Source organism: Rubrivirga sp. SAORIC476 (genome assembly GCF_002283555.1).
GTDB lineage: Bacteria > Bacteroidota > Rhodothermia > Rhodothermales > Rubricoccaceae > Rubrivirga.
Map to the genome: position 1 here is coordinate 926793 of NZ_MVOI01000006.1, position 13468 is coordinate 940260.

Genomic DNA, 13468 nt, shown 5'->3' on the forward strand with positions numbered 1-13468 from the left:
TGAAACCGCCGGACGGGGCGCGAGTCGGCCCGCCTCGGCACCGAGGCGGGGCTAGCGGGCCACCGTGACCGTGCGCGCGACGCGCTGGCCGTCGGTGTCGAGGACGAGCACGTAGACGCCTGCCGGGAGGGAGGACGCGTCGAACCACACGTCGTGCGGGCCGACTCCATACACACCCTCTGCCAGTGTCATCACCTCGCGACCCAGCACGTCCATCACGCGGAGACGCACCGGTCCGGGCGAGGGGAGGGTGAACGGCACCCGCGACCCTCCCCGAACCGGGCTGGGGTGGACCTCCAAAGCCGACCTGTCGAGGGAGGACTCGGGCTCTGCCGCGACCGTGAACGGACCGTCCTGGAGCGCCGCGAGCCCGCCGAAGTCGTAGGCATTCTGGATCGTGTCGCTGCCGAACCGGACGCCCTGGATGCCTCCCATTCGTCCGGCGCTTCCTCCGAATCCGTACAGGATGGCGAGGTCCACGGTGGTCGTCTCGCCTGGGCCCAGCGTCGTGGATGGGGTGTTGAGGACCACCGCTCGCTCTCCCGGGGTTTGGCTCGATCCAGACCCGTCGATGTTCTCCTCTGTCCAGAACCCAGAGGTCACGGGATCACCGTCGTAGATCCATGAGGTCACGTCGGTCTGGCCCGGGTTGTAGCCATCTCCACCTCGCGTGATCGGAGTGCCGTCGATCCAACGGTTCCGCTGGGCATTCTGGACGGCGGAAAGCCGGTCGCCCGTGACCGCATTCACGTCGAACGGGATGGCTCCAGAAGCCCCTGTCAGAAGGTCGAGCCCTACCGCGTACGAGGCACTTTCGTTGGCGTTGTACCCGACGAGCATGCCACGGTCCGGGTCAGAGGCGACGTAGTCGTCGCTGCTCGCTCCGATGTCCGGGTCGGCGAAGAACGAGAGCCGGAAGTCCGTGATGGGCTCCGGGCTCCGGTTGACGACCGTGTGCCGGTAGAACGTCGCATCCTGCACGGCGAACGACGGCGATGTCAGGGCGTAGGCCGAGACGTGGACCTCCACCCCGAGGCCCTGCTGGCCGCTCCACACGTGCTCGTTGCCGACGTCGTTGAGGATCCAGAAGGCGACCCTTCCTTCCGCTGAGCGAGTGCCCGCGGCAGACAGCACCGCAGGGCGTTCTCCGGCGGCGAGGTCGATGGTCCGAGTCCCGTACCCGGGGTCCGCCGGGGTCAACTCGATGAGGGCTTCCACACCGGGGTCTAGCTTCGCGTTGTCGTTGGCGTCCACGAAGAACGGCGCGCCATAGCCGATCGGCCACTCCCGGACATCGGGGCTCGCGATCCCAGACGTCCGGTAGGACTCGAGATCCTCGGCCTTCACGACCCAGATCCGGTCGTAGGCGGCGCATCTCGCCGCATCGGTCGCACCGCTCTCATCCAGCGGCCCCGGCCAGAACTCGCCGACTGTGTACGGCGCTCCAGAAAACCGCGGCTGCCCGTCCACGTCGCCCCCCAGCCAGAGCGACAGGTTGTACATCGTCGTTGCGCCGTTGACGGTGTACCGGCTGGGGCCGATGCCCGGCCAGAAGAGCATGCCTGCGTTCGACAGGTAGGCGCTCACCGACAGACTGCTCAGGGTCGTGCGGACCGATCCGATCTCACAGTCCGCGGAGGTCGCAGACGTGCGGGAGGGAGTGGGAACCGTCTGGGATCGGGCGGGGAGCGCGAGCGCGAGCACGGCCAGTGTGCAGAGGCCGGTGGAGAGCAGGCGGGGCATAGAGGTGTGTGGGGCGTGTAGCAAATCTACCATGTCATGCAGGGCCTTCTCTGAACGAGCCGCGCCCCGCCCGGAGCATCCGGACGGGGCGCGTAAGTCTGTCGGCCTCGGGGCCGAGGCGGGCGCGGTCGGCTAGTAGCGCGTCGTGACGGCCTTGCGCTTGAGCGCCGAGAGCCAGCGCGTGATGTCGATGCCCTTGGGGCACGCCTGCACGCAGTTGAAGATGGTGTAGCACTTCCACAGGCCGTCCTTCGAGTCGACCACCTTGAGGCGCTCCTCGGCCTCGGTATCGCGGCTGTCGAACACGTAGCGGTACGCCTTCAGCATGGCCGCCGGGCCGAGGTAGTCGGGGTCGGCCCAGGTGGACGGGCACGAGTGCGTGCACGCGCCGCACATGATGCACTTGGTGGCATCCTCGATCACGGCGTGCTGCTCGGGGCTCTGCGTCCGCTCCTTGACCGGGACGGCCTCGTCGTTGATGAGCCACGGCATGACCGCGCGGTACTTGTCGAAGAACCGGCTCTGGTCGATCACGAGGTCCTTCAGCACCGGCGCCGCCGGGAGCGGCTCGAAGGTGACCGTGTCGCCGTCCTTGAGGCCGAGGTCGTGGACGAGGACCGAGCAGGCGAGCTGGTTCTCGCCGTTGATCTTCATCGCGTCCGAGCCGCAGATGCCGTGGGCGCACGACTTGCGAAAGGTCAGCGTGCCGTCGAGGTGCCACTTCACGTAGTGGAGCAGGTCGAGGGCGCGGTCCATGGACTCGGCCGGGACCTGGAACTCGTCCCAGCGCGAGCGCTCGTCGGTCTCCGGGTTGAAGCGGCGGACCTTGACGGTGAGCGTCATCGTGGGCGCCTCGCCGCCGGGGCGGCGCCGGGGCTTGTTCTGCTCGGCCGCCTCGACGCGGTCTTCGATGGTGTCGGCGACGGCGATGGTGTCAGACATGGGGGAGGGAGGGATGCGGGATGGGTGAGGGAGGGCGGGACGAGGGGGCGTCTGCCCGTGCCTCCATCCCGTGCCCCTCATCCCTCTAATACTTGCGCTCCTTGGGCTGGAACTGCGTGATGATGACGTCCTTGTAGCCGATCTCGGTCTGGCCCTGCTGGTCGCTCCAGAAGAGGGTGTGCTTGAGCCAGTCGCCGTCGTTGCGCTTCGAGAAGTCCTCCCGGAGGTGCGCGCCGCGGCTCTCGGTCCGGTTGCGCGCCGACACCGTGATGGCCTCGGCGTAGTCGACCATGAACTGGACCTCGACGGCGTCCATGAGGTCGGTGTTGAAGCGCTTGCCCTTGTCCTGGCACGTCACCGAGGCGGCCCGGGTGCGGAGGTCCTGGAGGTCGGTGAGGGCCTCGCCCAGCGTGTCGTCGGTGCGGTACACCGAGACGTTCTTCATCATGGTCTCCTGGAGGTCCGTGCGGACCGTGACGGCCTTCTCGCCGGTCGTCCGGGCCATGATGCGGTCGAGGCGCTCGCGGGTCTCGGCCTCGGGGCGCTCGGGCAAGCCCTGGCGCTCGGCGCCCTCGCGGATCTGCTTGGCCATCTCCATGCCCGTCCGCCGCCCGAAGACGACGAGGTCGAGCAGCGAGTTGGTCCCGAGCCGGTTGGCGCCGTGGACCGACACGCAGGCGGCCTCGCCACAGGCGAAGAAGCCGTGGACGGTGTCGGTGCGGTCGGACGACTTGACGACCTGCCCGTCAATGTTGGTCGGGATGCCGCCCATCGCGTAGTGGCACGTCGGCGCGACCGGGATCGGCTGCTTGACCGGGTCGATGCCGAGGTAGACGCGGCTGAACGTCGAGATCTCGGGCAGCTTGTGCTCCAGCACGTCCTTGCCGACGCCCGTCATGTCCAGCACGACGTGGTCCTTGCCGTTGACGCCGCGGCCCTCACGGATCTCCTTGTAGATGCACTGCGAGACCATGTCGCGCGGCGCGAGGTCCTTGACCGTCGGCGCGTAGCGCTCCATGAACCGCTCGCCCTCCGAGTTGCGGAGGATGCCGCCCTCGCCACGGGCGCCCTCGGTGATGAGGATGCCGAGGCGGTAGAGGCCGGTCGGGTGGAACTGGATGAACTCCATGTCCTCCAGCGGGAAGCCATGCCGGAGCGCGAGCGCGAAGCCGTCGCCGGTGCCCGCGTGGGCGTTCGAGGTCGTCTTGAAGGCGCGGCCGTAGCCGCCCGTCGCAAAGCACGTGATCGTGCTGTGGAACGTGTGGACCTCGCCGGTCAGGATCTCGTACGCCACGCAGCCCGAGACCGCGTCCTGCGTGTCGTCCGGGCGGATCAGGTCGAGGACCTGGTACTCGTCGTAGAAGGTGACCTTGTTCTTGACGCACTGCTCGTAGAGCGTGTGCAGAATCATGTGGCCCGTCCGGTCGGCCGCGTAGCACGCCCGGCGCACCGGCGCCTCGCCGAAGTTGCGGGTGTGCCCCCCAAAGCGGCGCTGGGCGATCTTGCCCTCGCGCGTCCGGGAGAACGGCACGCCGTAGTGCTCGAGCTCGATGATGGTACGCGGGGCGTCCTGGCACATCTGCTCGATGGCGTCCTGGTCGCCGAGGTAGTCCGAGCCCTTGGTCGTGTCGAACGCGTGCCAGAGCCAGTGATCCTCCTCCTCGTTGCCGAGGGCCGCGCCGATGCCGCCCTGCGCCGCGCCGGTATGGCTGCGGAGTGGGTGGAGCTTCGAGACGACGGCGACGTCGGCCCCGCCCTCCGAGGCGTAGAGCGCCGCCATGAGCCCGGCGCCGCCCGCGCCGACGATGACGATGTCGTGAGTGTAGGTCATGGGTTCAGGGGACGTGGTAGAAGGGACGGAGTACGTGGTGGCTCGCAGCCAGGCCCCGTACCGAGTACCCCGTACCGATCAAAGGCCAGCGACGATGACGGAGTAGGCGCCGATGATGAACAGGACCAGCGCGAGCGTCCACGAAAGCGCCGTCGCGCCGACGCGGGCCATGTCATTGCGGATGTAGTCCGTCAGCACGTTGTTGAGGCCGTAGAAGCCGTGGTGCAACGCGAACATGAGGAAGAGCAGGTTGAAGCCCTTCCACAGGACGGCATAGACGGGGTCGCCGAGACGCAGCATGAGCACCTCGTAGGGGGTCGGGCCCGCGGTGTCGGCGACGGGCGGCGTGGGCTGGAGCGGCGCGTCCTGGACGACGGCCACCGGCGCGTCGCCGCCGCTGCGGAGGTCGCCCAGCGCACCGCCCTCGGTAGGCGCCGGGCCTGCCTCGCGGCTCTGGAAGGCGCGGACGGCGTCGGCCGCCTCTTGCCGGTACTCGGGCATTTCGCCGCGCTCGGCCTCCTCGGCAGTCACCACCGAGTGGGAGATCGACGCCGTGGTGCGGTTGTAGTGCTGCACCCAGAAGTGGGTGATCAGCAGGAAGATCAGGAAGGTGCCCGTAATCCTGTGGGCGAACCACTGGAAGGCGCTGGAGCGAGCCGTGCGGCCGTACTTGGAAGCCATGGGATCAGCTGAAGTGGTCGACGAGGGCGAGGATCGACGGCAGGCCGCCGACGACGAGGAGCACCAGCGCGACGGCGCCGAGCGTCCAGAAAAGCCGCTTCTGGTTCGGGCTCCACCCGACGAAGTCGATCAGCACGATCCGCAGGCCATTGAGCGCGTGGTAGATGCAGGCGCCCAGGAGACCGAACTCGGCCACCTTGAACAGCGGCTGGTGGTAGCTCGTGATGAGCGCGTTGTAGGCCTCGGGGTTGGTGATCGCCTTGAGCCCCCAGATGTGGAGGACCAGGTAGGCGACCAGCCCGAGGCCAGTCAGGCGGTGGAGGATCCACGCGACCATGCCCGTCCGCAGCTTGTAGCGCTGGACGGGCTGGGCGGGGGCGGCGGCGGGGTCGGCGGCGACGGCCATGGGAAGTCGGGGGGCGGGAGCAGGCTACAGGCCGTCCCGTGCTAGGTTTCACTCGTGAGTGAAAGTACGGGGGCCTCCGACCCAAAAGTACGGCCGCCCGGGTCGTCCGCGGGGTCTTCGCAGAGTCCTCGGACCCCCGAGCTACTTTGCCCCACCGCGCTATGCCTGACATGGACCTCACTGCCCTGCTGGCCGAGTGGGGTGGCGACGCCGAAGCTGCCGACCAGCTCCTGGACGCCGTCTACCCCGAACTCCGGGCTCTCGCTCGGCGCCACCTCGTGGGCGAGCGGGCCGACCACACGCTCGACACGAGTGCGCTCGTCCACGAGGCGTATCTCCGTCTCGCCAGTCAGGACACCCGGTGGGCGAACCGCGCTCACTTTTTCGGGATCGCCGCGCTCGCGATGCGGCGCATCCTGGTCGACTACGCAACACGGAAACAGGCTCAGAAGCGAGGGGGCGGTCTCCAGGCCGTGACGTTCCACGACGGCGAGGTCGCCCGCGAGACGCGGGCCGAGGACCTGATCGCGCTCGACGAGGCACTCGGTCGCTTCGCCCGGGTCGCGCCGCGTCCGGCGCGGGTCGTCGAGCTCCGGTTTTTCGGCGGCCTCCGGGTGGAGGAGATCGCCGACATCCTCGGGATCTCGCCCGCCACGGTCGGCCGCGACTGGCGGCTGGCGCAGGCGTGGCTCACCCGCGCCCTCGGCGAGGCGTCGCCGGCGTGAGCGATTCGGCCGCGGGTTCCCGCGTGTCCAGGCAACCGTCTCTCCCTCTGCATGGACCCTGCCCTCTGGACCCGCATCGAGACCTTCTTCGGCCAGGCCCTCGACCGCCCGGCCGAGGAGCGGACGGCGTGGCTGCGCCATGCCTGCGGCGACGACCCGGTCCTCTACCGGGAGGTGGTGTCGCTCCTCGACGCGGACGCGGCCCCGGCGGAGCTCCTGGGTGGCCTCGCCTTCGAGGCCTTTGACCCCGGCGACGTCGACCGGCTGCTCGCGACCGTGCCGGAGACGGTCGGGCCGTGGCGCGTCGGAGACGTGCTCGGGGTGGGGGGGATGGGAACCGTGTACCGGGCCGAGCGCCGCGAGGGCTTCGCGCAGACCGTCGCGCTGAAGCTCGTCAAGCGCGGGATGGACACCGACGCCGTGCTGGCCCGCTTCCGCAGCGAGCGCCAGATCCTGGCTTCGCTCGAGCACCCGGGCATCGCGCGACTCGTCGACGGCGGGCTGGCCGACGACGGACGGCCCTACCTCGCCATGGAGTACGTCGAGGGCGAGCCGATCACCGACTACTGCGACCGCCACGGGTTGGGCATCTCGGCCCGCCTCGGGCTCGTCGCCGAGGTGGGCGAGGCCGTCGCGTTCGCGCACCAGAACCTGGTCGTCCACCGCGACCTCAAGCCGTCAAACGTGCTGGTCACGCCGGAGGGGCGCGTCAAGCTGCTCGACTTCGGCATCGCCAAGGTCCTGGCCGACGACGCCGACGCGCTCCACACCCGGACGGGGCAGCGCGCGTTCACGCCCAGCTACGCCGCGCCCGAGCAACTCCGCGGCGGGCGCATCACGACGGCCGCCGACGTCTACGGCCTGGGTGCCGTGCTGTACCGGCTGCTGACGGGAATCCGCCCGGTCCCCACCGAGGGGCGCTCGCCCGCCGAGGTCGAACTGGCGATCCTCGCCGACGACCCGGCCCCTCCCAGCACGGTCGTCCGGCGAAGCGAGGAGGTCGCAGCGGCGCGGGGAACGACGCCCGGGCGGCTCCAGAAGCGGCTCCGAGGCGACCTCGACCAGATCGTGCTCCGCGCCCTCCGTCGCGATCCCGCCGATCGGTACGAGACGGTCCGCGACCTGCTCGACGACCTGCGTCGCCACCGAGAGGGGCTGCCCGTGGCCGCGCGGGCGGGCACGAGGGGCTACCGGCTCCGGCGGTTCGCGGGGCGGCACCGGGGCGCGCTCGCCGGGACCGCGGCCGCGCTTGCGGTCATCGTGGGGGTCTCCGCGGTCGCGTTCGCGCGCGTGGCCGCGGAGCGCGACCGAGCCGAGACCGAGGCCGAGACGGCGCGCGAGGTGGCGGGCTTCCTGGGGAGCGTGTTGGAGGAGGCCAATCCCGCCCGCGCCCTGGGCGACACGATCTCGGTCTACGCCGCCCTCGACAGCGCCGCCCTGCGTCTCCGCACCGACCTCGCCGACCAGCCCGCCGTCCAGGCCCGGCTGCTCACCACGATCGGCGACATCTACCTCGGCCTCAACAACCCCGAGGCCGCCGAGGCGGCGCTCGGCGAGGCGGTCCGCCTCGCGCGCTCTCTCCGCCCGCCCGACCCGGCCATCGAGATCGCCGCCCTGACCACACTCGGCGCGACGCGCGACGTGTACCGGCGCCTCGACGACGCCCTGCCCCTCCTCCTGGAAGCCGCGGCGCTGGCGCGCGATCACCTCGATCCGTCGGACCCGCTCTACGCTCGGGCCATCGAGCGGCTGGCGGAGGTCCATCGCAACAGGACCGAGTACGCGCTCGCCGAGCCGCTCTACGACGAACTCCTGACCCTCCAGCGACGCTACCGGGCCGGGACTCCCGAACTGGCCACGACCACCAACAACCACGCCCTGTTCGTCGCCGAGAGCGGGGATCATGCGCGCGCCCTCGCACTCCACCGCGAGACGCTGGCGCTGCGGATCGAGCTGCTCGGCGCGTTTCACCCGAGTGTCGCCAACAGCCTGGCCAACCTCGCGCACGTCTCGGAGGCGTCCGGCGCCTACGCCGATGCCGTCCGCTGGGGCTGGCGGGCTGACTCGCTCAACCAGGCCATCCACGGGCCCGAGCACCAGCGCACGTTGCGCAACCGGCGCACCATCGCCGAGGCCCTGGTCGGACTGGGCGACGTGGACCGGGCCGAGCCGCTGATCCAGGAGGTGCTCGACGCGACGGAGGGCTCCGGCTCCGGGAACACCAACCGGGCCCGCACCCTCGTCATCCAGTCGCAGGCGTTGCAGGCCCGGGGGCTGTGGGCCGAGGCCGAGGCGAGCGCCATCGAGGGGGGGCGGATCTACGCGGCGGCGGCGGGGCCGGAGAGCTTCGGCGTGGCCCGAGCGCTCGCGACGCAGGGCCAGGCGGCACTGGGACGGGGAGACACCGCGCGCGGACGGGCTCTGCTGAACCAGGCCCGGGACCTGTACCTGGCGGGTGTGTCCGCCGATCATTTCCACGTGCGGGCCCTGGACACCCTCCTCGGCCAGACGGAGGGCCGGTAGGTCGCCAGAGAAAAGGGGAGAGGGCGTGAGCGATTCCGGCGGACTCTTCCGCGTGAGGGGATGAGAACCCATCCCCCACAGCCCATGCGTCTCGTTTCTCTGTTCCTCTTTCTCGGCCTCGCCGTCGGCGCGTCCGCTCAGGACTCCGACGGGGACGGCGTCCCCAACGCGCTCGAGGCCTCCGGCTTCCGGTTCGACATCGGGTCGGGCGCTCCCGTCGCGTGCGACCCCGCCATTGAGTTGCCCTGCTACGTGACCGACCCGTTGACGTGGTCGTCGGACGGGGACCCGTACTCTGACCTCCAGGAGGCGAGCGGCGTCAACATGGACGCGACCGTGGAGGCCCCCTACAACAGCCCGCTGGTCGCGGCCTACCCCGTCATCGAGGTCACGCTGGGGTCGTACACGTTCACCTCGAACGCGACCATCACCGACGCGCGCGGCGCCGCCCTGACCGAGGGGATGTCGTTCTCGCGCAACGTCGAGGAGACCGCGAGCGCCTCCGTCACGGTCGGCTCGGAGTACAACGTCGTCACCGGCCCGACCATCAGCGGCGAGGCCACGGCGGGCTACTCGTACACCGAGTCCTACGGGAGCGAGGTGACGTCGGGGAGGGAACTGAACTGGGAGACGGCCACCAGCACCGAACTGGACAACGCCGGGACGCTCTCGCTCGCTCTGTTCGCCCGCAACACCGGCGGCGCGACGGCCCTCGCCATCCGGCCGACCTTCAACATCACCATCGGCGGTGAACTCGTGGCGACGGTCGTGCCCGACGAACCACTCGCGCTCAGCCTGGCGCCGGGCGAGTCGGGCGTGCCCGTCGTGCCCATCGTCGGCGGCGAGCCGCTGGCGATCCAACTCACTCTGGAGCGCCTCCTGGCCCTGGAGCGGGGCGCCGCCGTCGCGATCCGCGTCGTGGGCATCGAGGCCAACATCCAGCGGTGGCGCCCCGGCGACAGCAACTGGGCGTGCGGCTCAGGGGAGACCTGCACCTGGACCAGCTTCGAGAACCAGATCCGGCCTCGCACGACGCGCCTGATCGTGGACTTCGGGTACTCCGGCGATCCGGAGGCGACGATCCCGGCTCCGTTCCGAGGCAACCCGTTCGACTTCCGCGTCTATGCGGGCTCGCCGAGCGTGTCGGCGAACCTCACCCTGGAGGCGATGCTGGAGATCATCGGCTTCGACGTGACGGGCGCGGGTGCCATCGAAGGCCGACCCTACGCATCCTGGATCCTGTTCGAGCAGCCCGATGGCGACGGCCTCCGGCCGGTCTACGAGGCGTGGCAGGCCGTCGGCGGGCCCCCCAGCATGCTGGACGTGGTGATCCCACGGGAGGCCACGCTCGCGCTCTCCAGCCCCGACCCCGCCAGCCCGGGCGCCGCCATCCGGGCCGTCGCGGCGACCGTCGACCTGCTGCACGTCCGGGCCGCCATCGCGGCACGCGGCGGGATCCCCGTCGAGTCGGCCCGGGCGGTGCTGTTCCAGGACGGCGTCGCGCGCACGGTCCCGCTCTCGCCGGTCTTCGGCCGCGCGTACTGGTCCACGGAAGGCGCCGCGTTCCCCACGTCGCCGATCGGCATGGCGTCCTCGTACATCGAGGTCACCGACGTGTCGGGGGCCGTCCGGCGGAGCCCGCTCGAACTGCCCATCGAGCAGGCCAGCACGTGCGGCGAGGTCCGCGACGAAGACCTGTTCGATGTCTACAACGGCGGGGGGCGGACGGTGATCTTCCCGACGGGCATCCTCGACGGTCCGGTGGAGGTCCACTGCGAGGTCGGCTCGGATGAGACGCGGTACTGGGTGCCGCAGTCCGTCAACGCACGGCCTCTCCCGCTCGTCGACGCCGTCCTCCTCGATGATGGGACCGCCATCGCTGTGGCCGAACCGCCGGGAGACCGCTCGTTCGTGATCTACCGCTCCGCCGATGGTGGGCGGACGTGGACCCGGGACACCTCCGTCCGCGCGTCTACGATGCGGGGGATCGCGGTGCGGCCGGACACGCAGACGCTGATCGCCACCGGCGTAGACATCGAGGGCGGCGGCGACTACATCCGCTCCGAAGACGGTGGGGCGACGTGGGAGGCCCGCTCCGGTCCGTCCGACCTGGCCTGGGTGTCGCACGGCGGCGGCGGCACGTGGTTCGCGGCGTCGGGGAGCGCCGTCTACAGATCCACCGACGACGGCCGGACCTTCACCGCCCTCACGCTCCCGGAGGCGCCGGAGCGCATCGTCGACGTGGCGTTCCGGAGCGCCACGATCGGGATGTACGTCGACACGGGCAACGGGGCCTCGGGCTCGGGTCACGTGTGGCGCACGCGAGACGGCGGCGCGACCTGGACCGAGGCCGTCCGCGCGCACAACACCGTCGCCGTCGCGTATGGCGGGGACGGCACGTGGTTCGTGACGGGCGGGCGGCGCGAAGTCTCGGGCGACGACCGGGTGCTGCGCCTGACCGGCGACGGCGACACCTGGGACAACATCCCCCTGAGCCCCCTCGGCGCGGAGAACCTGGGCCGGGCCGCTTTCGTGACGCCCGAGATCGGCTACATCCCGAGCGAGGCGGGCATCCTGAAAACGGAGGACGGCGGCAGCACGTGGTCGTTCGAGCCGGCCGTCCCTCAGACCCGTCCCCGGTTCGTGCTCCCCTTCGACGCCCGCCGCGCCGTCGTGCTCGGATCCGACTTCCGGGCGAGCGGGACGGGCGCCGGGCTCGTGCAGGTCACCACGTCGGGCGGGACGGGCACCGTCGTGGCGACCGCCCAGGACCCGTCGCCGACGGCCTCGACGGCGCTCGATCCCGCCTCCCCCAACCCGGTCCGCGACCGCACCACGTTGACCTACCGGCTCGACGCGCCCGGCGACGTGGAACTGGTCGTGTTCGACCTGCTCGGCCGCGAGGTCGCCCGGCTGGCCGACGGCCCGCAGCGCGCGGGCGAGCATGGGGTGACCTGGATGCCCCAGGGGCTGGCCTCCGGCGTCTACGTCGCCCGGCTCCGCGTCGGCGACGCCGTGTCGTCGCGGACGCTCACCGTCGTGCGCTGAACGCAGCGCGCCCCGCCAGCCAGAGCCAGCGGGGCGCGCGAGGTCGTCCGCCTCGGTGCCGAGGCGGGGCGGGCTAGCCGCGGTCGGCGATGGGCGTCACCGTGAGGTCCTTCGGGCCGACGTACTCGGCGCGCGGGCGGATCAGCCGGTTGTCCTCCCACTGCTCCAGCAGGTGCGCCGTCCAACCCGTCATGCGGGAGATGGCGAAGATGGGCGTGTAGAGGTCGATCTCGATGCCGAGCAGGTAGTAGACGCTCGCCGAGTAGAAGTCCACGTTGGCGTCGAGGCCCTTCGTGTCCTTGACCGTCGTACGGATCGTGTCGGACATCTCGAGCCACTTCGTCTCGCCCTTCTCCTCGGAGAGGTCGGAGAGCATGTTGCGCAGGATGGTCGCGCGCGGGTCGAGCGTCTTGTAGACGCGGTGGCCGATGCCCATGATCTTCTCCTTGTTCGCCAGCTTGCGGTCGACGAACTCCTGGGCTGTCTCACCACTCTCGTCGAGGGCGATCAGCGTGCGCATCACCTCGATGTTGGCGCCGCCGTGGAGGGGGCCCTTCAGCGCACCCATCGCGCCGACGACCGCCGAGTACATGTCAGACAGCGTCGAGCCGATGACGCGGCAGGCGAAGGTGGAGGCGTTGAGGCCGTGCTCGGCGTGGAGCACGAGGGCCGCGTCCATGATCTGGAGGGCCGCCGGGCCGGGCTCCTCGCCGTTGAGCATCGTGAGGAAGTCGAACGCGGTCGAGCCGGTCTGCGTCGGCGCGACGGGGTCCTTGCCCGCGCGGATGCGCGAGAACGCCGCCAGGAGGGTCGGGAGCTTGGCCGTCAGGCGGACCGCCTTGCGGTAGTTCGCCTCGGGGTCCATCACGTCCGCCTCCTCGTCATAGGCGGCGAGCATGGAGAGGGCCGTCCGCATGGCGGCCATCGGGTTGGCGTCCTTCGGCGTGTGGTGCCGGAGGTGGTCCAGCAGGTCCGGGTGGACGGGCCGCGCCGCGCGGAGCTGCTCGTTGAGCTCGTCGAGCTGGGCCTGCGTCGGGAGGGTGCCCTTCCAAAGAAGGTAGGCGACCTCCTCGAAGGAGGCGTTGGTCGCGAGGTCCTGGATGCCGTACCCGCGATAGATCAGGGTGCCTTCCTGGCCATTGATGTACGAGAGCTCGGTGTCGAGGGCAGTGACGCCTTCGAGGCCACGGGACGGGGTGGGAGCGGGAGCGGAGGTCTGAGACATCGGTCGGGGTGAGAAGCGGACGCGGGAACGGGCCGCCGGGCACAGGATGGGAGAGGAGCAGGCGTACCCGTGGCAGGCGTTCGGGTTCGCGGGCTCCACTAGAGGAACGCACTGTCGGGGTCGCCTTTCAGAGGATTCAGAGTGGAGAACGCCGTTCCGCCACCTCAGGGAGCCGGGTGTCGACTTCGGGGCCTCGGCAGGGCCGCCGAGGTGGGCGCGGTCGGCGAGGTGCGTGGGCGATGCCTGGAGCGGCGGCGATGCCTGGAGCGGCTCCGAGTCGCAGGCTGGCGACGGGTCTCCGGCACGTCCAGGTCCCGCACGCGCTATTCGCACCGGCTGCAACG

At 70.6% G+C, this 13468-nt stretch carries 9 protein-coding genes; 3 read left to right on the forward strand and 6 right to left on the reverse strand.

What is annotated here, in order from left to right; all coding sequences use genetic code 11:
- Positions 1–51: 51 nt before the first annotated feature.
- From B1759_RS15375 to sdhC, 5 genes are all read right to left on the reverse strand, one after another.
- Entirely contained in the window at positions 52–1743 is a 1692-nt protein-coding gene (locus B1759_RS15375) for a T9SS type A sorting domain-containing protein (RefSeq protein ID WP_095515933.1), read from the reverse strand.
- Between the two features lie 132 nt (positions 1744–1875).
- Positions 1876–2586, reverse strand: coding sequence for a succinate dehydrogenase iron-sulfur subunit (locus B1759_RS15380; protein WP_095516013.1), 711 nt, complete (start codon positions 2584–2586; stop codon positions 1876–1878).
- A gap of 184 nt (positions 2587–2770) precedes the next feature.
- Positions 2771–4516 carry a succinate dehydrogenase flavoprotein subunit gene (gene sdhA / locus B1759_RS15385; RefSeq protein ID WP_095515934.1) on the reverse strand — a complete coding sequence of 582 codons (1746 nt, stop codon included), beginning with the start codon at positions 4514–4516 and terminating at the stop codon, positions 2771–2773.
- 78 nt (positions 4517–4594) lie between these two features.
- On the reverse strand, positions 4595–5197 hold the full coding sequence (locus tag B1759_RS20040) for a hypothetical protein (protein ID WP_198948918.1): 603 nt from the start codon (positions 5195–5197) through the stop codon (positions 4595–4597).
- Between the two features lie 4 nt (positions 5198–5201).
- The gene (gene sdhC / locus B1759_RS15395; protein ID WP_095515935.1) at positions 5202–5603 is read right to left on the reverse strand and encodes a succinate dehydrogenase, cytochrome b556 subunit; all 402 of its coding nucleotides are present in this window, start codon (positions 5601–5603) and stop codon (positions 5202–5204) included.
- 170 nt (positions 5604–5773) lie between these two features.
- Here sdhC and B1759_RS15400 point away from each other — a divergent pair, with 170 nt between their 5' ends.
- The 3 genes from B1759_RS15400 to B1759_RS15410 all read left to right on the forward strand — a co-directional run bounded on the left by B1759_RS15400 (position 5774) and on the right by B1759_RS15410 (position 11899).
- Positions 5774–6328, forward strand: a complete 555-nt coding sequence (locus B1759_RS15400; protein ID WP_198948920.1) for a sigma-70 family RNA polymerase sigma factor — start codon at positions 5774–5776, stop codon at positions 6326–6328.
- Positions 6329–6379: 51 nt separating this feature from the next.
- A complete protein-coding gene (locus B1759_RS15405; RefSeq protein WP_095515937.1) occupies positions 6380–8851 on the forward strand; it encodes a serine/threonine-protein kinase in 2472 nt (823 codons plus the stop codon).
- A gap of 84 nt (positions 8852–8935) precedes the next feature.
- Positions 8936–11899 (forward strand): binary toxin-like calcium binding domain-containing protein, encoded by a 2964-nt coding sequence (locus B1759_RS15410; protein WP_158225297.1) that lies wholly within the window; start codon positions 8936–8938, stop codon positions 11897–11899.
- Positions 11900–11972: 73 nt separating this feature from the next.
- Here B1759_RS15410 and B1759_RS15415 read toward each other — a convergent pair whose 3' ends face one another.
- Positions 11973–13124 carry a citrate/2-methylcitrate synthase gene (locus B1759_RS15415; protein WP_095515939.1) on the reverse strand — a complete coding sequence of 384 codons (1152 nt, stop codon included), beginning with the start codon at positions 13122–13124 and terminating at the stop codon, positions 11973–11975.
- Between the last annotated feature and the right edge of the window lie 344 nt (positions 13125–13468).